At 48.9% G+C, this 20,850-nt stretch carries 20 protein-coding genes and 2 tRNA genes; 13 read left to right on the top strand and 9 right to left on the bottom strand.

Features of this window, described 5'->3' with window-relative positions; translation table 11 throughout:
* Positions 1–255: 255 nt before the first annotated feature.
* Together ACNI29_RS07630 and ACNI29_RS07635 are read right to left on the bottom strand one after the other, a co-directional pair.
* Complete coding sequence (locus ACNI29_RS07630) at positions 256–351, bottom strand: MetS family NSS transporter small subunit (RefSeq protein ID WP_419781607.1); 96 nt, start codon at positions 349–351, stop codon at positions 256–258.
* Between the two features lie 3 nt (positions 352–354).
* Entirely contained in the window at positions 355–1,863 is a 1,509-nt protein-coding gene (locus tag ACNI29_RS07635; RefSeq protein WP_419781608.1) for a sodium-dependent transporter, read from the bottom strand.
* A 420-nt stretch (positions 1,864–2,283) separates the two neighbouring features.
* Here ACNI29_RS07635 and ACNI29_RS07640 point away from each other — a divergent pair, with 420 nt between their 5' ends.
* The 5 genes from ACNI29_RS07640 (at position 2,284) to ACNI29_RS07660 (ending at position 6,266) form a co-directional block, all read left to right on the top strand.
* Entirely contained in the window at positions 2,284–2,643 is a 360-nt protein-coding gene (locus ACNI29_RS07640; protein WP_419781609.1) for a response regulator, read from the top strand.
* A gap of 199 nt (positions 2,644–2,842) precedes the next feature.
* Positions 2,843–3,766: an ACP S-malonyltransferase gene (locus tag ACNI29_RS07645; protein ID WP_419781610.1), complete on the top strand. Its 924-nt coding sequence runs from the start codon at positions 2,843–2,845 to the stop codon at positions 3,764–3,766.
* Between the two features lie 169 nt (positions 3,767–3,935).
* Entirely contained in the window at positions 3,936–4,355 is a 420-nt protein-coding gene (locus ACNI29_RS07650; RefSeq protein WP_419781611.1) for a 4Fe-4S binding protein, read from the top strand.
* A complete protein-coding gene (locus ACNI29_RS07655) occupies positions 4,355–6,127 on the top strand; it encodes an aldehyde ferredoxin oxidoreductase N-terminal domain-containing protein (RefSeq protein ID WP_419781612.1) in 1,773 nt (590 codons plus the stop codon). The genes ACNI29_RS07650 and ACNI29_RS07655 overlap by 1 nt, the downstream gene beginning before the upstream one ends.
* 63 nt (positions 6,128–6,190) lie before the next feature.
* Positions 6,191–6,266 (top strand) — tRNA-Phe (locus ACNI29_RS07660).
* Positions 6,267–6,332: 66 nt separating this feature from the next.
* Here ACNI29_RS07660 and ACNI29_RS07665 read toward each other — a convergent pair.
* Both ACNI29_RS07665 and ACNI29_RS07670 read right to left on the bottom strand, forming a co-directional pair.
* Positions 6,333–6,716: a S8 family serine peptidase gene (locus tag ACNI29_RS07665; protein ID WP_419781613.1), complete on the bottom strand. Its 384-nt coding sequence runs from the start codon at positions 6,714–6,716 to the stop codon at positions 6,333–6,335.
* 97 nt (positions 6,717–6,813) lie between these two features.
* Entirely contained in the window at positions 6,814–7,755 is a 942-nt protein-coding gene (locus ACNI29_RS07670; protein WP_419781614.1) for a LysR family transcriptional regulator, read from the bottom strand.
* A 134-nt stretch (positions 7,756–7,889) separates the two neighbouring features.
* Between ACNI29_RS07670 and ACNI29_RS07675 the strand changes: the two genes are divergently transcribed.
* Complete coding sequence (locus ACNI29_RS07675) at positions 7,890–8,585, top strand: 5'-methylthioadenosine/adenosylhomocysteine nucleosidase (RefSeq protein WP_419781615.1); 696 nt, start codon at positions 7,890–7,892, stop codon at positions 8,583–8,585.
* Positions 8,586–8,747: 162 nt separating this feature from the next.
* The gene (locus tag ACNI29_RS07680; protein ID WP_419781616.1) at positions 8,748–9,224 is read left to right on the top strand and encodes an S-ribosylhomocysteine lyase; all 477 of its coding nucleotides are present in this window, start codon (positions 8,748–8,750) and stop codon (positions 9,222–9,224) included.
* A gap of 49 nt (positions 9,225–9,273) precedes the next feature.
* Here the strand turns inward: ACNI29_RS07680 and ACNI29_RS07685 are convergent.
* The 3 genes from ACNI29_RS07685 to ACNI29_RS07695 form a co-directional block, all read right to left on the bottom strand.
* Positions 9,274–9,349: transfer RNA gene (locus ACNI29_RS07685), tRNA-Phe, on the bottom strand.
* A gap of 108 nt (positions 9,350–9,457) precedes the next feature.
* On the bottom strand, positions 9,458–10,336 hold the full coding sequence (locus ACNI29_RS07690; RefSeq protein ID WP_419781617.1) for an NAD(P)-dependent oxidoreductase: 879 nt from the start codon (positions 10,334–10,336) through the stop codon (positions 9,458–9,460).
* 94 nt (positions 10,337–10,430) lie between these two features.
* Positions 10,431–11,021, bottom strand: a complete 591-nt coding sequence (locus ACNI29_RS07695) for a LysE family translocator (protein ID WP_419781618.1) — start codon at positions 11,019–11,021, stop codon at positions 10,431–10,433.
* Positions 11,022–11,302: 281 nt separating this feature from the next.
* Here ACNI29_RS07695 and ACNI29_RS07700 point away from each other — a divergent pair, with 281 nt between their 5' ends.
* Together ACNI29_RS07700 and ACNI29_RS07705 are read left to right on the top strand one after the other, a co-directional pair.
* Positions 11,303–12,655: an aminotransferase-like domain-containing protein gene (locus ACNI29_RS07700; RefSeq protein WP_419781619.1), complete on the top strand. Its 1,353-nt coding sequence runs from the start codon at positions 11,303–11,305 to the stop codon at positions 12,653–12,655.
* An 11-nt stretch (positions 12,656–12,666) separates the two neighbouring features.
* Positions 12,667–13,953 carry an ATP-binding protein gene (locus tag ACNI29_RS07705; RefSeq protein WP_419781620.1) on the top strand — a complete coding sequence of 429 codons (1,287 nt, stop codon included), beginning with the start codon at positions 12,667–12,669 and terminating at the stop codon, positions 13,951–13,953.
* A gap of 21 nt (positions 13,954–13,974) precedes the next feature.
* Here the strand turns inward: ACNI29_RS07705 and ACNI29_RS07710 are convergent, their stop codons facing one another.
* Entirely contained in the window at positions 13,975–14,166 is a 192-nt protein-coding gene (locus tag ACNI29_RS07710; protein WP_419781621.1) for a hypothetical protein, read from the bottom strand.
* A gap of 251 nt (positions 14,167–14,417) precedes the next feature.
* Here ACNI29_RS07710 and ACNI29_RS07715 point away from each other — a divergent pair, with 251 nt between their 5' ends.
* From ACNI29_RS07715 to ACNI29_RS07730, 4 genes are all read left to right on the top strand, one after another.
* Positions 14,418–14,978 (top strand): GAF domain-containing protein, encoded by a 561-nt coding sequence (locus ACNI29_RS07715; protein WP_419781622.1) that lies wholly within the window; start codon positions 14,418–14,420, stop codon positions 14,976–14,978.
* A gap of 26 nt (positions 14,979–15,004) precedes the next feature.
* Positions 15,005–16,024, top strand: a complete 1,020-nt coding sequence (gap, locus tag ACNI29_RS07720) for a type I glyceraldehyde-3-phosphate dehydrogenase (protein WP_419781623.1) — start codon at positions 15,005–15,007, stop codon at positions 16,022–16,024.
* A 309-nt stretch (positions 16,025–16,333) separates the two neighbouring features.
* Entirely contained in the window at positions 16,334–17,902 is a 1,569-nt protein-coding gene (locus ACNI29_RS07725) for a hypothetical protein (protein WP_419781624.1), read from the top strand.
* A 16-nt stretch (positions 17,903–17,918) separates the two neighbouring features.
* Positions 17,919–18,800: an alpha/beta fold hydrolase gene (locus tag ACNI29_RS07730; RefSeq protein WP_419781625.1), complete on the top strand. Its 882-nt coding sequence runs from the start codon at positions 17,919–17,921 to the stop codon at positions 18,798–18,800.
* 247 nt (positions 18,801–19,047) lie between these two features.
* Here the strand turns inward: ACNI29_RS07730 and ACNI29_RS07735 are convergent, their stop codons facing one another.
* On the bottom strand, positions 19,048–20,721 hold the full coding sequence (locus ACNI29_RS07735; protein WP_419781626.1) for an FAD-dependent oxidoreductase: 1,674 nt from the start codon (positions 20,719–20,721) through the stop codon (positions 19,048–19,050).
* Positions 20,722–20,850 lie beyond the last annotated feature (129 nt).

The following is a 20,850-nucleotide window of genomic DNA, read 5'->3' on the forward strand; positions in this document are numbered from 1 at the left end:
GTTTTCAGGTTAAAATTTATGCACTGACAGGATTAATTCTAAATAGTGCTTGATTTAAATTCTCATTATTATATTCTATAAAGAATCACACCCCTGATTTGGTCTGAAATGTATTTGGTTATTTTGCAGTCCAACCCCTTGGCGGTGTCGTTCTCCTCCCTCGCTAAACAGTTCGGCACCGCTATCCTTTCCTGAAAAAAGGGTGCGTTCCCCGTAAGGAACGCACCCTTTTTTTATTCTATTGCAGACCGACCGCTATTTGTTTTTAAAAGCGATGCGGAAGCAGACGATAGCTCCGCCCCAGGTAATGCCGAGGCCGAAGAGCATCATGATGATTGCGCTGGTAGTCATGTTCTATCTCCTTTTGAGGAAGTCACTGTTGGTGGAGGAAACATTTGCAAAAGCGCTTTCTTTGCTGGAAAGGGCAAAACCCACAGCAAGGCAGAGAGCAAGAGTTGCCCAGCCGAAAGCGATGATAGCAGTGTTGGAGTATCCGCCGTAGTTTTTGGAGATGTCACCGACGAAGTTGGTAACGATCATGAAGCCAAGCATGGCCGGAACTACGAAACGCAGGCTGTTCAGCCACAGAGAGCCAACGGAGATTTCAGAGGTCTTGTTAACATGAACGCGCATTTCATCGAGGTTACAGAACCATGCGACGAATATGATTTCAATGAAACCGCCGATGAGAATGCCGAAGTTGTTGACGAAGTGGTCAACAATGTCGAGCAGCAGCAGGCCGCCGCCGGTGGTGAAAACGATGCTGACCATGAAGCCGAGAGAACAGCAGATTGCTACGGCTTTTTTACGGGAAACACCGAATTTATCGATAACAGAAGAAGTAATAACTTCGTTGATGGAAATCATGGAAGAAAGACCGGCAACAACCAGTGCAGTAAAGAACAGCACGCCGAAGAAGACAGGAGCGGGCATCAGGTTGATTGCGGTGGGCAGGGTGATGAAGGCAAGGCCTACACCTGCACCGGCAACTTCACTGATGGGAACACCCTGCTGCTGGGCCATGTAGCCGAGCACGCTGAAGATCATGATACCGGAGATTATGCTGAATCCGCAGTTGATGAATACAGTCATGCAGGCGTTGTTGTTGATGTCGGATTCTTTCGGCAGGTAGCTGGAGTATGACAGCATGATACCGAAACCGATGGAAAGGCTGAAGAAGATCTGGCCGAATGCGTCAGCCCATACTTTACCATCCATGATGGCGGCGAAGTCGGGTTTGAAGAGCCAGTTCAGGCCGTCCATGGCTCCGGGGAGCATGAGTCCCCTGCCGATGAAGATAAACACAAGCAGGAAGAGAAGGGGCATAAAAATCTTATTGACCCTTTCAATACCGGCCTTAACACCGGTGAAAAGGGCAATGAAAGTAAATGCCCAGGCAGCGGCTGTTGCCAGGAAGATTGAACCCTGCACGTTACCCATGTTCATGGGGGAGTCGGTCAGGCCGAGGAAGCTTCCGAAGAAGAAGTCCTTGGGCGCTGCTCCCCATCCTTGGGTGAAGGCAAGGCCTACGTAGTTCATCGCCCATGCGATAACTACAACATAATAAGAGGCAATGATGAATGATACCACTACCTGCCACCAGCCGAGCCATTCCCATTTTTTGGAAATGGATGAGAAAATTTTTGGCGCGGAACCCTTGAATTTCTGGCCGAGACCGAATTCGAGGATCATGAAGGGGATACCCGCAGCAAGCATAGCTACAAAGTAAGGGATCAGGAATGCTCCACCGCCGTTTTCATATACCATGTAAGGAAAACGCCAGATGTTACCCAAACCGATTGCAGAGCCCACCGCGGCAAGAATAAAGCCGGACCGGGAACCCCAAGTTTCTCTTTTTTGCATGTTGTTTGAACTCCTTAAGAAAAAACCAGCTGAAACAGCAACCATTTTACTGATTCAGCAAAAAATATATGTAAAATGCGCTAAACGCACAATTGAGGATACCGCATAGAATACATTTCGATTATTGTCCATCAAATTCGACAGCTGGTTTTGGTAGTATGCGTAATTTATAGTGTAGTCTGCTTGTTATTTTGCATATCTAAAATGTATAAATTAGCAAAATGAAATTTGTGTATAAATATTTTTCGTGTTTCGAAAACAAGAGCTACATTAGAAGAAATATTTGTAAAAGCCATTTTGCTGAAATCAGAGTTAAAAATATGTGCTTCCTGCATGGTGGGGAAAGTTATGGCAAAACAGAGGTCTCGACTAAAGTTCAGCTAGATATTATGATCGGTCAGTTAATTTTAAGGAGTCGTTATGGCACATATTCTTGTTCTGGATGATGTTGTGGATGCAGGCATACTTCTCAAGCGCATTTTGGAACGCAAGGGGCATGAAGTAAGTGTTTTTTCCGAGGAGGAAGAAGCTCTTGCCTTTTTGGATGGCAGCGGTGTTGAGCTGGCTATCCTTGATATTAAGCTCAAGAAGATGACCGGAGTTGAAGTTTTGGAAGAGATGAAGAAAATCCTGCCGGAACTGAAAGTGATTATGCTTACCGGGTATCCGACCCTTGAGACCGCCCGCGAGTCCCTGAAACACGGGGCTAATGAGTATTGTGTAAAGCCCATTGATAAAGAAGAACTTGAGGCCAAGGTAGCCGGGGTGCTGGAACTTTAGTTTATTGATTCTGCTTCATTCATAATTTGTATTCACTCCCGTATTTTGAAATTAAGATACGTATATGTATTTTAATTTGAGCTTGAATATGCATGCTAAATCTGCTTTCTAAAGACACGTCTTAAATATGAAAGTGCATTATATGTTTCCGTTATATACAGTCGGGATTTTTCTCGCCTTACTTTAAGGAGTTTTTAATATGTCTGATTTATCTATACTTTTTCCCGGTCAGGGTTCTCAGGAATCCGGCATGGGGCGTGATCTTGCCGAAAAATGGTCCACTGCCATGGATCTGTGGAAATTTGCCGAAGCCGAATCCGGCCTGCCTCTGCGTGAAATCTACTGGCAAGGCGATGCCGCTGACATGGCTAAGACAGACGCCTTGCAGCCCGGTCTTACTGTAGTGAACCTGTCCATCTGGACCTATCTTAAAGATACTCTCAAACCTGCGGCAACAGCCGGACACAGCCTCGGTGAATTTGCCTCCCTCGGTGCATCCGGTATTCTTTCCGTCGAAGACACCATCAAGGCCGTCTGCCTTCGTGGGAAGCTTATGTCCCAGGTTGCCAATGAAAACCACGGTATGGCAGCAATTCTCAAGCTGGATCAGTCTGCAGTTGAAGAAGCTGTAGAATTCGGTGCTTCTGAAACAGGTAAGGAACTTCGTGTAGCCAACTACAACTCCCCGGCCCAGTACGTAATCAGCGGAGAAAAAGCAGCCATCGATGCCGCCGGAACCGTGATCAAAGAAAAGAAAGGCCGTGCTATTCCCCTGCCTGTAAGTGGCGCATTCCACAGCCCGCTTATTCAGGAAGCCGCAGATGAATTCAGCGCTTATCTTGAAAAGCTGAATTGGAACGCTCCTGTTTTCCCGGTTTATTTCAACGTGACTGCAGGAACCGAATCCAATCCTGAAGCAATCAAAAAGATCATGTGCTCTCAGATGACTTCTTCCGTGCGCTGGATTGAGATTGTTACCAACCAGTACGCAGCCGGAACACGTAATTTCCTCGAACTCGGACCCAAAGGTGTGCTGACCAAACTGCTGGTCGCCAACCTCAAGGGCAAAGAGTACGAAGGAAAAGGCATCGGCAATCTGGAGCAGGCTGACGCTTTGAAATAGTATTGTTTTTATTTTTTCATTCCATGTGGGCTGGCAGTAATACTGCCGGCCCATTCTTTTATGTCTCAAAGAATATAATGCCTGTTTCCGAATAGAGTTTTTAAATTAACATTGCTGTGTTAAAATTCCTGCTACCATTTTATAAAATTAAATATTTCCCGGAGACCTTATGAAAACATTGACTGCTTCGCGTATGGAACGCTGTATAGGATGCCATTCCTGTTCCTTTGCCTGCGCACGGCTGGTGCACAAGCTGCTTTCGTGGAATACCGCGGGTATCCGTATTGCTTCGTCCGGAGGACTTTCTACCGGATTTGTCGCAAAAGTCTGTCTGGCCTGCTCCCCCGCTCCATGTGCTGAAGCCTGTCCTACCGGGGCCATGAAGATGCGCAAGAAAGGCGGTGGAGTTATCCACAAAAAAGACCTTTGCATCCGTTGCGGCAAATGTGCCGAGGCCTGTCCGGTTGACGCAATTTATCTTGATCTGAAGGATCGTCCTTACGTTTGCATCCATTGCGGTCGCTGCGTTGAATTCTGCCCGCACGAATGCCTTGAGATGGTTGAATCCGGCAAGGGAGGGGAATCATAATGATACGTGATTATTTCAGGGTTCTGGTTGTTGATCTGGGTAGCGGTAAAGGCCGGGTGGTTAAGGTCGAAGGCCGTAATGAATTTGCCGGGGGCAGCGGACTGGGGGCATTGCTTTTTGAAAAATACGGAAAGGCCGATTCCCCTTGGGATGATCCCGAACAACCTTTGATATTTTCCATCGGTGCTTTGACCGGGCTTTTTCCGCTGATGAGCAAAACAGTCTGTTCTTTCAAGTCTCCCTACCATGACCAGTTCGCGGAAAGTCATGCCGGAGGACGTTCTGCGCTGGCGATCAGGTTTGCGGATTATGATGCTCTGGTCATCACCGGGCGTGCTCCGCGCCTGTCCTGCCTGTCTCTGGGCATGAAGCATCTTGAAGTGAAAGACGTCCAGTTTCTGGCCGGTAAGGATGTGTTCAGTACTGGAAAAATCCTGCGCTCCATGTTTCCCGGTTCCGGGCACAGGTCTATTTTGCGTATCGGTCCTGCCGGGGAGAATCTTTCGGGCATGGCCTGCATAAATGCCGATACCTACCGCCATTTCGGAAGGCTGGGGTCAGGCGCGGTCATGGGGGCCAAGAATCTTAAGGGAATCGTCATCCAAGGGGACGGTTCGTTCGCCCTGCCGGAAAGCAAAGAGTACTCCAAGATTTATCAGCGTGTTTATCAGAAGATGACCGCCACTGACATGATGAGCAAGTACCACAGCCTCGGAACAGCTGCGAACCTTGATGCATTGAACGAATTGGAATCCCTGCCGTGGCGCAACCTTCAGGCCACCAAAGACGAAAAGATCGACGGAATTACCGGAAAGAAATTTGCCGACGATACCCTGCTGCGTAATGCCGCCTGCGCCGGATGTCCGGTTGGTTGTATCCATATCGGCTTTGTGCGCGAAAAGTTCATGGAGGCGAACCAGTACCTCTACCGTCAGGTTGCCTATGACTATGAACCGATATTCGCTACCGGGTCCATGCTCGGGGTAACTGATGCTTTTCAGGTTCTGGGCATCATGGACGAGGTAGAGAAGGCCGGGCTGGATGTCATGTCCGGCGGGGTAGCCCTTGCGTGGGCCACTGAAGCTTTTGAAAAAGGTCTGGTCAGTGAAGCCGAGACAATTGTCCCGCTGGCTTTCGGTGATGCGGAGAACTACAAGAAGGCAGTCCAGCACCTCGGAAATGCGGAAAATGAATTCTATGCCGCGCTGAGCAAAGGCTCCCTTGTGGCTGCTGCAAAGTACGGCGGCGAAGACTTTGCCTGTGTACTCGGTCAGGAAATGGCCGGATACGCTACCGGGGAAGCCTTCTACGTTGCTGAAGGGCTTGGTTTCCGTCATTCCCACCTCGATTCCGGCGGATATTCATGGGATCAGAAAAACGACCGTAAAGATGAACATGAGGTCTGTGATTTTCTGATCAGTGATGAGACCGGAAGGGCTTTTCTGACCTCCATGGTTTCCTGTTTGTTCGCCCGTGGGGTTTATAAAGATGAATTGTTGGCGGAATGTCTCAAGTCGGTAGGTTACGAAGAAATCGCCGAGAATATGGATAGCATCGGGGAAAGGGTCCGGGCCATGCGCTGGAAAATACGGTTTGCAACAGGCTATAATCCCGAGGAAATCAACATTCCCAAGCGGTATAATGAAATAACAACTTGGAAAGGTAAAACTGACCCGGAATATTTGGAAAAATTAAAAAATGAGTATGCGAGGAGAATTCGCGGACTCGTCTCTGATGAAGCTCTTGAGAAGCTCGGATTAAAAAAAAGTTGAAGAAAATTAAAAAAAGTACTTGCCAACTGCTTCCGGTTTGGTTAGTAATCTCTCCTCAGCGGCGCCGAGGTAGCTCAGTCGGTAGAGCAGGGGACTGAAAATCCCCGTGTCGGCAGTTCAATTCTGTCCCTCGGCACCACTAAGTGCCTAGAATAGCCCTCATGAGAAATCATGAGGGCTTTTTCATGTCTGCTGCATTTCTGAATTAGGCTGCTGCAATCTGCACAGGCCATTGCCCGCCTAAGTCCCTTCCTGTGTCCAGTTTGCTCTGGTTTATGAAGTTCGGGGCGCACGAGTCCACTTCTTCGAGTTCTTCAAGTGTATTAATCATTTCACCTGTGCTGCGTGTTGAGCCAAGTATCAGAATGCACTGTCCGTATTTGTTCTTCGGGCTGTCGATCACATCGACTACGCGCATGTCATGTTTTAAGGCGATAGCACGGGCATCGCTTTCACCGACTCCCTTGGTAAACCTGACGATGATCTGGTTTTCAATGCTGTCTTCGCTGAAGGCTGTTTCCGTCACGCCCAGCATGCTGAAGAGCTGCAGGCAGATTAAAAAAGTGGAAGTAATAATAATTTTGAACATTGGTTATGCTCTCCATTTTTTAATTGTTTGGTAGGTTGCTTGATATTTTGTCCTAGCCCGATGTGCAAGAGCTAATTGCGCCGGCTTTCTGCTCTGTTTATCCTACTCCCAGCTTCGCATAATTCTTTCGCAGTTCCAGTAGAAAATGCTCTTGGAATGCCGTTTCGGTGATGTTCGGCTTTTTGTCCTTGAATTGCACGCAGGAAATAGTGTTTTCCAATTTTCCAGTGCCGGGACGAATGGCGATGATCTCTCCGGTATCAATTTCCCTGTTCATCAGGTGGCTGACCGTTATTCCCGCCCCCAGTCCGGCTTTAATGGCTGATACAATGGCCCCTGAGTTATCGGCAACGAAGGTCAGGTTTAGTTGCTGCGGTTCTTTCATGAAATGCAGTTTGAACCAGCTTTGAAAGAGCGCGATGTCATTTTTGTAGCCGATGAAGTCAAGTTGTTTGAGTTGTTCATAGTTGCTGCCGCTGACTCTGGCTCGATAATATTCTTTTGAGCAGGCCAGTACAAACTCTTCCCGGACCACAGGTTCGATGGAGTAGGCTGCTGTTCCGCCCGGTGTGTCCATGAAAAATGGCAGGATATCGATGTAGGCAAAGTCCAGATCCCCGCTTGCAACCATTTCAAAAAGCACCTTAGGCTCTTTCAGTTCCAGATGCATGGTTACACCCGGATATCTGTGCCGGAATGATCCGAAGATAGGCGGCAGGTATATTTTACCGAATTCAGCAGGTGCACCGATGCGTAAGGGGCCGGAGGGGGTTTCAAGGCCGTCATTGATATGCCGGACTCCCTGCTCAAGTTCATTGATGAAGCTCTGTACAATCTCATACAATTGTTTGCCCGCAGCTGTAGGGACCAGTTTGCGGTTGACCCTTGTGAACAGTTCGGTCTGAAGCTCTTCTTCCAGTTTTTTCAAATGCTGGCTGACCCCGGATTGGGTGATGTGCAGTACTTTAGCGGCCCCGGTGCTGCTTTGCTCATTGAATATGTGGAAGAACACTTTCAGTCTGTTCAGGTCGGGCAGCATTTTTCATCTCTTCAGTAAGTTTAAATAATGTAAAAAAGTAGAACTATTAATTTTACTAATTACATGGATTTTGATTACCTATCAAGCATGAACACGGCAGTTCATTAGCCGGAACACATAAAAGGAAAGTAGTTTTGAAGATAGGAATCATCGCGGCGATGGAAGAAGAGCTTGCATTGCTGGTCAATAAACTGGAAGGGCCGAGTACCGAGAATTTCGGGCAGTTCGTTTATCATACCGGGAGCATCAGCGGGGTAGAAGTTGCCTTGTTTCTTTGCGGGATAGGGAAAGTTAATGCCGCGGTAGGTGCAACCCTCCTGCTGGACAAATTCAAACCTGACTACCTGATCAATACCGGGGTGGCCGGGGCTTTTCCCGGCAACATCAAGGTCGGTGATATCGTGATTTCGTCGGAAGTGCGTTATTACGATGCCGATGCAACTGCTTTTGATTATGAAATGGGCCAGATTCCGCAGATGCCTGCCGCGTATCAGGCTGACAAGCTTCTGCTCGGATTGGCGCAGAAGGCATGGATCAATGAGGATTGCATCAGTGTGCATCAGGGGCCTGTTCTTTCCGGTGATTCTTTCATCCATACCCCGCAGCAGATTTCCCAGATCGAGCAGAAATTTCCCGACGTAATGGCTGTTGAGATGGAAGGTGCGGCCATCGCGCAGACCGGGTTTCTGTTCGATGTGCCTTTCATCCTGATCCGTTCCATATCCGATAAGGTCCACGAAGACGGAAGCAGTTCAGTCTACGAAGCCAGCATGGAAAAAGCCGCCGCCAATTCCGTACGCATGGTTTTGTCTATGCTGAAGGAGTTATGAGCCGGCTTCGCTGGGATTGATGAGAAGATTTTGCCTCCGGCGGCGCTACCGCGGGTCGCCTTCAGCGGGACCAAAGAACCCTTTTGTAAAAGGGTTCTCTGGACTCTCCTAAAACTTTTATTAGGGCTTCGCCGGTTGGAATTATAATTTTTGGAGATTGATATGAATAAAATTGAGAGCTTTAAGATAGACCATACAAAACTTAAGCGCGGGGTTTATGTTTCCCGTCGTGATGAAATCGGCGCTGAAAATGTGACTACTTTTGATCTACGGGTAAAAGAGCCTAACAATGAATCCGCTCTTGATCCGGCGATTGCGCATACTTTGGAGCATCTCGGGGCAACCTTTCTGCGTAACCATGCAGAGTATGGCGATAAGATTATTTACTTTGGTCCCATGGGCTGCCTGACCGGATTCTACCTGTTGCTCAATGGTCGTTACGACTCAAAGGATGTCGTGGAATTGATTCAGGAGCTGTTTAGGTTTGCGGCAGGTTTCGAGGGCGATGTTCCCGGTGCTTCTCCGGTTGAGTGCGGAAATTACACACTTATGGATTTACACGGAGCAAAGGAAGAGGCTGCGAAATATTATGCTGAAGTGCTGGATGGAATCGGGGACGAGAATTTAGTTTATCCTTAGAAAATGAAAAAGCCGTTACAACTTAGTTGTAACGGCTATTCTAGGCAGGTGGTGCCGAGGGACAGAATTGAACTGCCGACACGGGGATTTTCAGTCCCCTGCTCTACCGACTGAGCTACCTCGGCGCCGGAGAAATCGTTTCTACGCAGATCGTAAAACGAAGTCAACAATTATTTGAAAATTAAGTTAAAAATTATTTATCCATAACGACTTCAAGCTATTAGATCTTGTATCTAATTTTTATTCATCCTTTCCAGAACCTTGTACAAAGCCTGTGTTCCCAGCTCTTCATAGCCCATTGCCATGGCGGAGATGTAGAACTGGTTGACCAGAGCCAGACCGGGCAGTGCGAGGTTCATCCGCTTGGCTTCATCAAGGGCGATGCCCATGTCTTTGACAAAGTGCTTGATGAAAAAACCGGGGTTGAAATCATCATCGGCAATGCGGCGTCCAAGGTTGTTGATGGACCATGATCCGGCAGCCCCGGAACCGATCACATCAATTACTTCATTGAGATCCATGCCTGCTTTATATGAGTAAAGTAGGGATTCAACCACCCCGATCATGGTTCCGGCAATGAGGATCTGGTTGCACATCTTGGTGTGTTGGCCTGCACCGGGTTTACCCATAAGCCTGATATTGCTGCCCATCACTTCAAAGAGAGGAGTAACTTCATCAAAAGTTTTCTGCTCCCCGCCGACCATAATGGCCAGAGTCGCATTGCGGGCACCGAGGTCTCCTCCGGAAACGGGAGCATCCAGTGCGCCTACGCCTTTTGCTGCAGCTTCTTCTGCGATGCGTTCAGCAAGTGCAGGTTCGGAAGTGGTCATATCAACGATGATTTTACCGCTTTCCACATTGGCCAGCACGCCGTCTTCACCGAGGATAGTCTGTTCCACATCAGTGGGATAGCCGACAATGGTAAAAATTATATCTGCTTTCTTGGCAACTTCAGCCGGGGAATCGCACCATGTTGCACCTTCGGCAACAAGCTGGGCTGCTTTTGATTTAGTGCGGTTGTATACGAAAGCTTCATTGTCTGCCTTAAGCAGATGCATGCACATGGAGCTGCCCATTACACCGGTTCCGATCCATCCGATTTTTTTAGTCATATTTATTCATCCTTATTTAATCTGGCGAAGCCTAATAAAAGGTTTTGGGATTCTTAAACCCTTTTGCAAAAGGGTTTAAGCCGCCGGAGGCATCTTATTTATATAAAGCGTAAGCCGTAGCTCCTACCATAAGCACGACCATGGAAATATTCACGGTATGGCGTACCACCGGGGAGCGCAACAACTTCATAAACGATTCGCCCGCAAAGCACCACATGGAGTGAAAGAAGGCCGCCCCGAAGGTGAACGTGCTTACGAAGATAGCAATTTCCGTGAATTGATTTGCACTTGGGTCTACAAATTGTGCAAATGCTGAGACCGTCATGGCATAATGCTTAGGGTTCAGCGGATGCAGGACCAGCCCTTCCACAAATTTGAAGGCTTTAGGCTTACCCGATGAGTTGGCCTGCATGTTCAAAACCTTCCATGCAAGGTAGAGGATGTAGATCATCCCGCCGACTTTGAGCACTGACGAAACCTGCGGGTAGCTCATGAAAAGTTCCGCAAGACCGATGGCAGTCAGGATATCCATGGTCATGCCGCCGATGACCACGCCGGACAGAAAGGGGATCGAGCGTTTGAAGCCCACCGCCTGCCCAAGTGCCATGGAAGCGATGTTGCCCGGACCGGGGGTCCCGGTCATGACGATGACAAAGATAAGGAAAGCCCAGAAATTTTCTTGCATTGTGTGCCTCCGGCGGCTGGGGAGGGGAAAACTGTTGCAAAAGTTTTCCCCTCCCCAGACCCTGCCCCTTTCAAAACCGTTCAGTTCGCTTCGCGCCTTTGTGTGGGAGATCAGGGGATGTTTTTTGATTTGGGGCGTTGCCGTAAGCAACGCCCTACAAGGGAATTCTGCCCACTGGACGGTGTGGGCTTGGGAATTATAAAGCAAAATTGTGTGCTTCGTCGTGATTAATTGTATTCATATGCTTGACATTGTATGTAGTCAAATGAAACATTGTCTGCATGACAAAATGGTTACCTGAATTGGAAGAGAGTGTTCGTCCCAAGTTCAAGCGTCTGGCTGATGCCATTGAACGCGATGTTTATGCCGGGAAACTTCAGCCCGGAGATAAGCTGCCCACCCACCGTGATCTTGCTGATGATCTGAAGATGAACGTGAGCACGGTCACCCGTGGCTACGCCGAGGCTGAAAAACGGGGGCTTGTATGCGGCACTGTGGGCCGGGGAACCTTCATAGCTTCAGATGCGATCACGTCTTCATCAATGGTCAGCTTTGAACCGCACGTGCGGGGCATGATTGAGCTGGGCATGGTCAATACTTTTTATGACCTGGACCCGGATATTCAGGAAGGCATGAAAAAGCTGACCCGCCGCCGAAATTTGAATGCTTTCCTGCGCTACACCGATCCGCAGGGCTTACCGGAACATCGTGAAGTTGGGGCGGAATGGGCTAAACGTTATCGTCTGGAAACCACAGCCGGGAACGTTCTGGTCTGTTCCGGTGCGCAGCATGCCTTGAGCTGCTGCCTGAGCAGCCTGTTCCGGGCCGGGGACCGTATCGCTACCGATGCTTTGATCTATCCGGGCATGAAAACCCTTGCCAATATGCTTGGAATCAGGCTGGTCCCGGTTCCCATGGATGATCAGGGTATGATTCCCGAACAGCTCGACAGAATCTGCCGCCGGGAAAATATAAACGGTATTTCGCTCATGCCCGGTGTGCAGAATCCCACTTCTGTGTGCATGCCCTTTGAACGGCGCGAGCAGATTGCCATGATCTGCTGCAACCATGATCTGACCATTATAGAAGATGATGCTTACGGGTTGACCGTGGATAGTGACCTGCCTCCGGTTACGTCTTTTGCTCCGGAACGCAGTGTGTTTATTGCCGGGGTATCCAAGTCTATAGCTGTGGGATTGCGGGTGGCTTTCATGGTTGCCCAGGGAGAGCGGTTTAAGCAACTCGCCCATGCGATTCTTAATTCTGTTTGGATGACTCCGCCGTTGAATGTGGAGCTTATTTCGCAATGGATTCAGGACGGCACAGCCGATATAACAGTTAAGTTGAAACGTCAGGCAGCACGCCGCCGTTATGAAGCGGTTAAGGATCTGCTGGACGGCATGGGATTAGGTATTAATCCCAGCGGATTTTTCCTCTGGCTGTCTTTGCCGGAGCCGTGGAAGGGCTACATGGTCGAATCTCGCGCCCGTGAGGCAGGGCTAAATATCTTCGGGGCTGAGAAATTCGCTGTGGGCGGCGGCCCTGTTCCGGCTAATATCAGGCTTTCCTTGAGCGGCCCCAAGGATATAGTGGAGCTGCGTAAGGGGCTTGGGATTTTGCGGGAAATATTGTAATTACCCTGCTCATGGGACACATCATCGGAAAAGACATCTACCGCCAACTGGGTGACAAAGTGGACGGAACCACCGTGCGTATGCCGTGGTCCGATTCCATGCGTGAAATGCTTAAAGCCCTGTATTCCCCTGCGGAAGCGGATTTGATTGTGCGCATGCCTTACCGTCCGTCTTCCCTTGAGCGTATTGCCAAGCTGACCGGCATGGACGAACGCGCCCTGCGGCCCATGCTTGAATCCATGTGTCATAAAGGTCTGGTTTGCGATCTCTGGGAGCAGGATCAGTATCTATATATGATCAGTCCCTTTGTGATCGGTTTTTTTGAGTTCACCATGATGCGCACCAAGGGCGAGCTTGATTCTGCAAAGTGGGCCGAGTTGTTCAACACTTACATGTTCGGAGATAAGTCCTTTTTTGAAGCCAACTTCGGCAATAATGAACAGATTTCCATCATGCGCGCCCTGCCACACGAAGGGACCATCCGCAATGTGGATCATGTGGAAGTGCTCGATTACGAAAAGGCTTCCTTTCTGGTCGAACAGCAGGACCGTTTTGCGGTCAGTCTCTGTTCCTGCCGTCATGAGAAGATGCATCTCGGAGAACAGAAATGCGGTATCGACCTTGAAACATGCACCTCCATGGGCGAGGCCGCTGATTTTCTGATCCGTAATAATTTTGCGCGTGAGATTTCCCGTTCGGAAATGGATGATATCATGGCCCAATCACGGGAGCTGGGCTTTACGCTCACTTCCGATAATGTCCGTGAGGGAGCCGGGTTCTTTTGCCACTGCTGCGGATGTTGCTGCAATCTGATGAACGGGATCAAATATTCCGGCTATCCGGGAATACTTGTTTCTTCCACCTTCATTGCTGAAATTGAACTTGCGGATTGTAATGGTTGTGGAAAATGCGGACGCGCCTGCCCTGTTGATGCCATAACCCTTCATAAGGAAGAAGTTCCCGGATCATCCAAACCGCGCCGCTACGCTGAAATCAATAAAGATATCTGCCTTGGATGCGGTGTCTGCGCGCTTAAATGTCCCACCGGGGCCTTGCAGATGGATAAGCGCGAACAGCGTGTCATTCATCCTGCAGACAGTTTTGAGCGGGTCATCCTGCAATCCCTTGAGCGGGGAACCCTGCAGAACCTGATTTTTGACAATCCCAACAGCCGCAGTGAAGATTTCATGCGTTCCTTGATGGGCGGTTTTCTTAAGCTATCCCCGGTTAAGAAAGGGCTGATGAGCGATGCCTTACGCTCCCGTTTCCTGAATACCTTGCGGAAAGCAACTTCCTAGTTAACTCTTCTTTCCTTCTTATTATGTCTTGTTAGTAACTTTAGTGGTTGCTGTCAGGGTGTATTCTGTTATTATTGAAACAGTCTTTTCTTCGGGGCATGTTCGTATTTCATAATCGAACTTTTGCTTTTCTTGATCTTCTTCTACCCCCGGCCAGTTTTTCTCTTGGATATATTTATCTGCTGTCACTAAAGCAAATTTCTTTATTTGCAATGGTTTCGATGGTTTTGAGTTTATTTAGTTCATAAATAAGTGTAGTTTAGTTATACGTAGCAGAGGCGAACAAAATTTTCATAAACGAAAATCATTTAGGAACAAAAAACATAAAAATGTTAGAAAGTGGTCATTTTTTACATGCAATATGTTTTCAAATCTGTTAGAAAGCATTTAACCAAGAACTTGATACGCAGGTCCGCCCTTCAAGCGGCCCTTTCGGTTAAACATAAACAAGGCAGGTATGAGAAATGGGTGTAACCAGACTCTACAAAGCAATTTTCGAAATCACCAGAGCTGTTAACTCCAGCTTGGAACCGGAAAAAGTTCTGAACAGCATTGCCGAAAAAGTGGCAACTGAAATGGAACTTAAAGGTTGTTTTATCAGACTTCTTGATCGCAAGGGTGAAGTTCTCGAAGCAGACGCATCTTACGGTCTGAGCGAACGTTATGAAAAGAAAGGACCTGTTGAGGTTTCCAAGAGCCGTTTGGATCAGGAAGTTCTCGAAGGTAAGATCGTATCTATTTCCGATGTAAGAAAGGACGACCGCTTCCAGTATCCTGAAGAAGCAGCCAAAGAAGGTCTTTGCTCTCTCGTTGTTCTTCCCCTCACCGCACGCGGTGAAAAAGTCATCGGCGTTCTGCGTGTATACTCTGCAGAACTCCGTGAGTTCTCCGAAGAAGAACTGGACTTCCTCAAATGCGTTGCCGATCTTTCCGGCCTCGCTCTTGAAAATGCCCGCATGTACAGCGCCCTTAAGCGTGCAAGTGAATTGGCAAACGATTACATCTACCGCGTCGACGATCTTTAGGACGCTTGAATATAAGGAATTTTGAAATGAGCAAAGTAAAAGTAGGTATTAACGGTTTCGGCCGTATCGGCCGTCAGGTTCTTAAGACTATCTGGGAAAGGCATCGTGACACTATTGAAGTTGTTGCAATCAACGACCTTTTCGACATCAACACCAACGCTGCCCTTTTCGCACGCGATACCAACTACGGTAAGTTTCCCGCTGAAGTAAAAGTGGAAGGTACCACCATGTACGTTGGTTCCGACTACGTGATCAAAAACTTCGCTGAGCGCGATCCCCGCCAGATTCCCTGGGGTGAATGCGGCGTAGATATCGTTATCGAGTGTACCGGTATTTTCAGAACCGGTCCTACCGCTGCACAGCATCTTGAAGGCGGAGCTAAGAAAGTTGTTATTTCCGCTCCTGCCAAGGAAGAAGACATCACTGTTGTAATGGGTGTTAACCACAAGGATTACGATCCTGCAAAGCACACCATTATTTCCAACGCTTCCTGCACCACCAACTGCCTCGCGCCTATCGTTAAGACCATGCACGAGAAGTTCGGTATTGAGAAAGGTGTGATGACTACTGTTCACGCATACACCAACGACCAGCGTATTCTCGACCAGCCTCATAAGGACCTGCGTCGTGCCCGCGCTGCTGCTTGCAACATGATCCCCACCTCCACAGGTGCGGCTAAAGCTGTTGCTCTCGTAATCCCCGAAATGGCAGGCCGTTTCGAAGGTTACTCTGTGCGTGTTCCAACACCCACCGTTTCCCTTGTTGACTTCGTTGCAGTGCTCAAAAATGACACTACCACCGAAGAACTCAAGGCTACCCTGAAAGCTGCTTCCGAAGGCGAACTCAAGGGCATTATGGGCTACTCTGAAGCTCCCCTTGTTTCCTCCGACTTCCTCGCCGATCCGCGCTCCGGTATCGTCGAAGCAGACTTCACCGTTGTACAGGGCGGCAACCTTGCCAAGGTTTACGCATGGTACGACAACGAATGGGGTTACTCCTGCCGTCTGGCCGATCTCATCGACTACATGGCAAAGTGCGGTATCTAATTACACCGCTTAATAAGCACTAAAGATCGGCAGCGGTTCAGGAAGTTTCCGCTGTCGGTTTTAAGCCCTTTTCCTGAAAAGGGATAAAACTTCTGAAATTCATCCGGGTAGTGGATGAACCCGGATTGAATACTGAGATTCTTAAGATTGCCAAAAACGGGCGGCCTGTTAAACCACAGACAGGTCGCTCGTTTTGCATTTATTTAAGGGGCGGACCTGAGTCAGGTGACTCAGGTCCGCCCCTGTTGTTATTTTTTGTCCTGTGTATTTTTTTAGAATTAAAACAGATACTAAAAGGAGAAAGTGACAATGAAAATCGTGAATTCAAAAGGTGCAGATTTTTTAAAAGGCTTGGAGGCTGGCGAATTTTTGGGACCAGCAAAAGAGCCGGGTATGAGTCCCGACTTGGAACTGCTGACAGCCCGTGACGGAATCAATCCTGATTTGCTGCAGCGCGCCCGGGACCGGGAAGAGGAAGAGCGCGATTTACGCGTACTCGATGCCTACAACCGTTTTGAAATCGGTCTTCAGGAAATCCTGCGCGATCCCGAAACCGGGGTAATGGAACTGCGCGCCGGGGAAGCGCAGGCAGGTGTCTTTGTGGTAAATGATTATTTCGCAGAGGAGGGCGGCAGGCTGCGTGATGAATTGCCGGATGATGAGTGCCGGGTCCGGTTCATGGATATCCTCGAATCACGCCGCAAAACAGCGGTGGATGCAGTGGCCAGACATCAGAGTCAGGAATACCAGAACTGGAAAGAAACTACTGCCGCGCAGACTATCGATTCCGTACTTAAGGCTGTAACCATCAGCCCGGATGCTTCTTCACTCAAGCATGGGGAGCAACTGCTTGAAGGGGCGATCATGCGCCTTTATCGTGGCAGCAATCCCGAACTGCTGCAATTGAGACTGCTCACCGCCAAGCAGGCCATGTATGCCGGGGCGTTGGAAACAATCGGCATTAAAGATCCGGTGAGTGCTTTGATCATGGTTGAAAGTTGGAAAGAACAGCTCGGCAACATGCACTATGAACGGCTGCATGAATTGTTTGAGCCGCAGGCCCGCAATCAGCACATGAAGCAGGAATTTCATTCCCTGCGTTACATGGAAGGCGAGCAGCTTCAGGCGGAACTTGCCGACCTGCGTGATGATGACATGCGCCGGGAACTTGCGGAAATGGTCGAAGCTGACCGGACTTTGCGTGAAAGGGCAGAATTAAATTTCAAAGCTGAGCGTATAAACATCCTCTGCCGTGAATTGTTCAAGAGATTTCTGGAAGGTCAGCTCACAGCTGAAGATATCCTTGATTCAGGTCTTGAACCGGAAATGCGTTCCCGATGGCTGCTTATTGCCGGAAGCAAGGGGGAAAGCGGTAGTGATGAAATGCTGATCAGCATCGTGCAGGGGATTATTGCTGACGAGATTACTGAGGAACATCAGATTTATGCCGCAGTTGTGGATGGATTAGGCGAGGTCGATGCCTCCGCTCTGGCAGCACTATTCATGTTCAGGAAGCATCCTGAAATCAGGTTGATGATCAATGGCTTGCGTGAAATCGGCGAGCGTTGCGCCGCTGTCTCCGGCGATCAACGCGATCATGGCGCAGCAATCCGTGATTTCCTGCGGCGTGTAGCTGCAAAGGCCGGCAAAGGTGATCTCTTCAGCGTAACCACGATCAGAAATGAAGTTATGGATGATCACTTTGCTGACAGGGTGGAAGCGGTAAATATTAATGACGAACTGGCTGAAGATGCTGAGGTTGTCGAGCTTCCGGAACCCCATGAAGATGCTGCCGCAGACACCGCCGCAGATTCTGTAGAAGAAGGCAAAGCCATGCTGGGCAAAAAAGAAGATGCGGGTTATCCTGAGCCGGAATAAATACCAAGGAGCCGCAATGCGTCGTTTTATCCCATTATTCATTCTGTTCATTTTGCTGGCCGGGTGCGGGCAAAAGAGTCTGCCGGATACGGTTCAATACCTGACTCCTTTGCCCAGACAAACGGTTCAGGTTGATGATGTTCAGCTTGCCTACCGCATTTTCGGGGAAGGTCCGCCTCTGCTTATGATTATGGGCTATGCCGGGACCATGGATATATGGGATGCTGCTCTGATTCGTGAGCTTTCCAAAGAACACACGGTGATCATTTTCGATAACCGCGGTATGGGCGGGTCCGGCAAAGGGACCGAAGAGATTACCATCAAGCGCATGGCTGCGGATAGCGCAGGACTGTTGCGGGTGCTAGGTTATGATCAGGCTGGCGTTTTCGGCTGGTCCATGGGTGGTTTGATTGCGCAGGAGATGGCACTGAATTATCCCGGCAGGGCAGCTAAGCTTGTTCTTTTGGGGACTTCCTGTGCTGCACGACCTGTAGCGGAGATAACGCACAGGTTGTTGAAGATGGATATAAAGGAACTTATGACTCATATATTCCCGCCGGGATGGGTAGAAAAATATCCTGATGCTCTCGCCCGGCTGCCCCGTCAGGCAGGTCCGGCTGATCCGGCAGTGATAAAGGCACAAGCCGATGCTATGATTGAATGGGACGGTTGCTGCAACCGTTTACCAAATCTCGATCAGCCGATGCTGATCATCACCGGTCTGGATGATGATATCCTGCCAGAACCTCTGGCTGTTCAAATTTCAAATGAGATCAAAGGGAGCTGGCTGGTGCGCTATAAAAATGCAACCCACTGGCTTATGTATCAAGATCCCGTAGGACTCGGCTGTACGGTGAATAATTTTCTCAAAGTAAAGCAGAATTTATTTGTGCATTAAGATTGCCTCCGGCGGCGCTACCGCGGGTCCCTCCGGGGGCCAAAGAACCCTTTTCCAAAAGGGTTCTCTGGACTCTCCCAAAACGTTATATTAGGCTTTGCCGCTTCGTATTAAAAATAAGTAAAAAGAAAAATAGCAATAACTCATATGTTATTGCTATTTTTCTTCTTACAGCCGTTTCAATAAGCTTTTTGCGAAGCTTAACGAAAAGTTTTGGGGTCCCCGATGGGCCGCCGGAGGCAAATTACTACCAAATATTCTTTTCAGTTTTAGCGTTATCGTCAAAGAGTCTGGTGAAATCATCGAAGGCGGTCAGTGCAGCAGCAGCTCCCTGTCCAGTTGCGGTGATGATCTGGCGCACGCCTCCGGTCACGTCACCGGCTGCGTAGACTCTTTCCACGCTGGTGCGCTGGGTCGGAGCAACTTGGATGAAACCATCATTGCGCAGTTCAACGCCCAGTTTCTCAGCCAGTTCGGTGTTGGCGGTATGTCCAATCGCAACGAAAACTACGTCGGTATCCTTGATGGTTTCAGTGCCGTCTTTGTTGATGATGCGTGCTGATTCAACCTGATCTTCTCCGATAATTTCGGTGACCTGACTGTTCCATATTATTTCGATACCTTCCCGGTTAACGGAATCCTGCAGAACTTTTTCTGCGCGGAATTTATCGCCACGGTGTACGATGGTTGTTTCAATTCCCAGATGCTTGAGGTGCAGCGCATCGGTCAGGGCTGTGTTACCGCCTCCGACAATGATGGCCTTGCCGCCTTTGTAGAAGTTGCCGTCACAGGTTGCGCAATAGCTGACTCCGTGTCCGTAGAATTTGTCTTCACCGGGAACGCCGAGCATGCGGACGTTAACTCCGGTGGCCAGCAGCACGCCTTTGGCCCGGTAGACCTTTTCTTCGGTGGTGATTTCAATACGCGGACCGTATTTTACGTCGCTGACTTCTGCAAACTGGTGAATTTCAGTGTATTCGCGGGCATGTGAGCCGAGGATTTCCACCAGTTCAAAGCCTTGGATATTGGTAAAACCGGGATAGTTTTCAACTTTTGGGGTCAGGGCCACCTGTCCGCCGACGCCCTGCTTTTCAAGAATAATACAGCTCAGTCCACTGCGCTTGGCGTAGATTCCGGCACTCATGCCTGCAGGACCGCCACCGATGATGACCAGATCGACATCTTCGTAAACAGTGTCTGAGGCTTTTGCTTCATTTTTTTTAGCGGCCTTTTGTTCTTCGATTACATCCTCCAGAGGCTTGAGGAAAAGCAGTTGCAGCATGAATTTTTCTTCAGGTTCCAGTCCGGTGAAGGTGACTGTCTCGTTGATATCTGTGTGAGGGACAGAGCCGACGTTGTATTCACGGGCCATATTCTCGTTATCAAGGGTGGAGACATTCCATGCAGAAATTTTGTCCGGTCTGGCGATTGCGGCTTTGAATGCATTGATGGCCTGACCGGGGCAGTAGGGGCAGGTCGGGCTGGCGAAAATTTTGATCAGTCTGTTTTCCTCAAGCGGTTCGAGGATTTCTTTTGTGGAATCGGAAATTCCTTCTGCCCCTTTGGAAGCAAGGTTAAGTGACTCTACCAGAGCACGGCCCTCTTCACCGGCAGGCGCGCCGAGAAAACGGATATCGTATTCTTCCGGGGAGATCAGCACGGTGGGAGTGGCTATGATATCGCGCTTTTTCCCCATTTCGCTGTCCATGGCGTATTCATGCAATTTGATTTTATCGCTCATAACATTGAATGCCCGGCAGATATTCAGTGTGAATTCATTGTATTCGCGGTGTTCACCTTCAGCAGTGTACACTTCAATAGTTACGGTCCGTTTGAAATCGGCAAAGAGTTTTTCAAGATATTCGCGGCTCTCGTCAGGGATGAAATTGCGGTATTTTTCTTCAGCGCTCAGTGTGCTCATAATTTATCTCCTTGTAGATCCCGTATTGGTTGCGGGTACTGATCATCATATTTTACAAATGCTATCATTAATATGACGTATTTTACAGCTTCGGAAAAGGTCTTTTCCGATAGCTGCAAAAGTACTAAC

Origin of the sequence: Maridesulfovibrio spiralis (SeqCode), from assembly GCF_048571135.1 — a bacterium.
Classification (GTDB): domain Bacteria; phylum Desulfobacterota; class Desulfovibrionia; order Desulfovibrionales; family Desulfovibrionaceae; genus Maridesulfovibrio; species Maridesulfovibrio spiralis.

Excerpts from the sequence above, each read along its gene's own strand:
- gap (WP_419781623.1), top strand. The coding sequence starts at position 15,005 with ATGAGCAAAGTAAAAGTAGGTATTAACGGTTTCGGCCGTATCGGCCGT.
- ACNI29_RS07690 (WP_419781617.1), bottom strand. The coding sequence starts at position 10,336 with ATGACTAAAAAAATCGGATGGATCGGAACCGGTGTAATGGGCAGCTCC.
- ACNI29_RS07670 (WP_419781614.1), bottom strand. The coding sequence starts at position 7,755 with ATGCTGCCCGACCTGAACAGACTGAAAGTGTTCTTCCACATATTCAAT.
- ACNI29_RS07735 (WP_419781626.1), bottom strand. The coding sequence starts at position 20,721 with ATGAGCACACTGAGCGCTGAAGAAAAATACCGCAATTTCATCCCTGAC.
- ACNI29_RS07725 (WP_419781624.1), top strand. The coding sequence starts at position 16,334 with ATGAAAATCGTGAATTCAAAAGGTGCAGATTTTTTAAAAGGCTTGGAG.
- ACNI29_RS07730 (WP_419781625.1), top strand. The coding sequence starts at position 17,919 with ATGCGTCGTTTTATCCCATTATTCATTCTGTTCATTTTGCTGGCCGGG.
- ACNI29_RS07695 (WP_419781618.1), bottom strand. The coding sequence starts at position 11,021 with ATGCAAGAAAATTTCTGGGCTTTCCTTATCTTTGTCATCGTCATGACC.
- ACNI29_RS07645 (WP_419781610.1), top strand. The coding sequence starts at position 2,843 with ATGTCTGATTTATCTATACTTTTTCCCGGTCAGGGTTCTCAGGAATCC.
- ACNI29_RS07700 (WP_419781619.1), top strand. The coding sequence starts at position 11,303 with ATGACAAAATGGTTACCTGAATTGGAAGAGAGTGTTCGTCCCAAGTTC.
- ACNI29_RS07650 (WP_419781611.1), top strand. The coding sequence starts at position 3,936 with ATGAAAACATTGACTGCTTCGCGTATGGAACGCTGTATAGGATGCCAT.
- ACNI29_RS07665 (WP_419781613.1), bottom strand. The coding sequence starts at position 6,716 with ATGTTCAAAATTATTATTACTTCCACTTTTTTAATCTGCCTGCAGCTC.
- ACNI29_RS07655 (WP_419781612.1), top strand. The coding sequence starts at position 4,355 with ATGATACGTGATTATTTCAGGGTTCTGGTTGTTGATCTGGGTAGCGGT.
- ACNI29_RS07635 (WP_419781608.1), bottom strand. The coding sequence starts at position 1,863 with ATGCAAAAAAGAGAAACTTGGGGTTCCCGGTCCGGCTTTATTCTTGCC.
- ACNI29_RS07640 (WP_419781609.1), top strand. The coding sequence starts at position 2,284 with ATGGCACATATTCTTGTTCTGGATGATGTTGTGGATGCAGGCATACTT.
- ACNI29_RS07680 (WP_419781616.1), top strand. The coding sequence starts at position 8,748 with ATGAATAAAATTGAGAGCTTTAAGATAGACCATACAAAACTTAAGCGC.
- ACNI29_RS07630 (WP_419781607.1), bottom strand. The coding sequence starts at position 351 with ATGACTACCAGCGCAATCATCATGATGCTCTTCGGCCTCGGCATTACC.
- ACNI29_RS07705 (WP_419781620.1), top strand. The coding sequence starts at position 12,667 with ATGGGACACATCATCGGAAAAGACATCTACCGCCAACTGGGTGACAAA.
- ACNI29_RS07715 (WP_419781622.1), top strand. The coding sequence starts at position 14,418 with ATGGGTGTAACCAGACTCTACAAAGCAATTTTCGAAATCACCAGAGCT.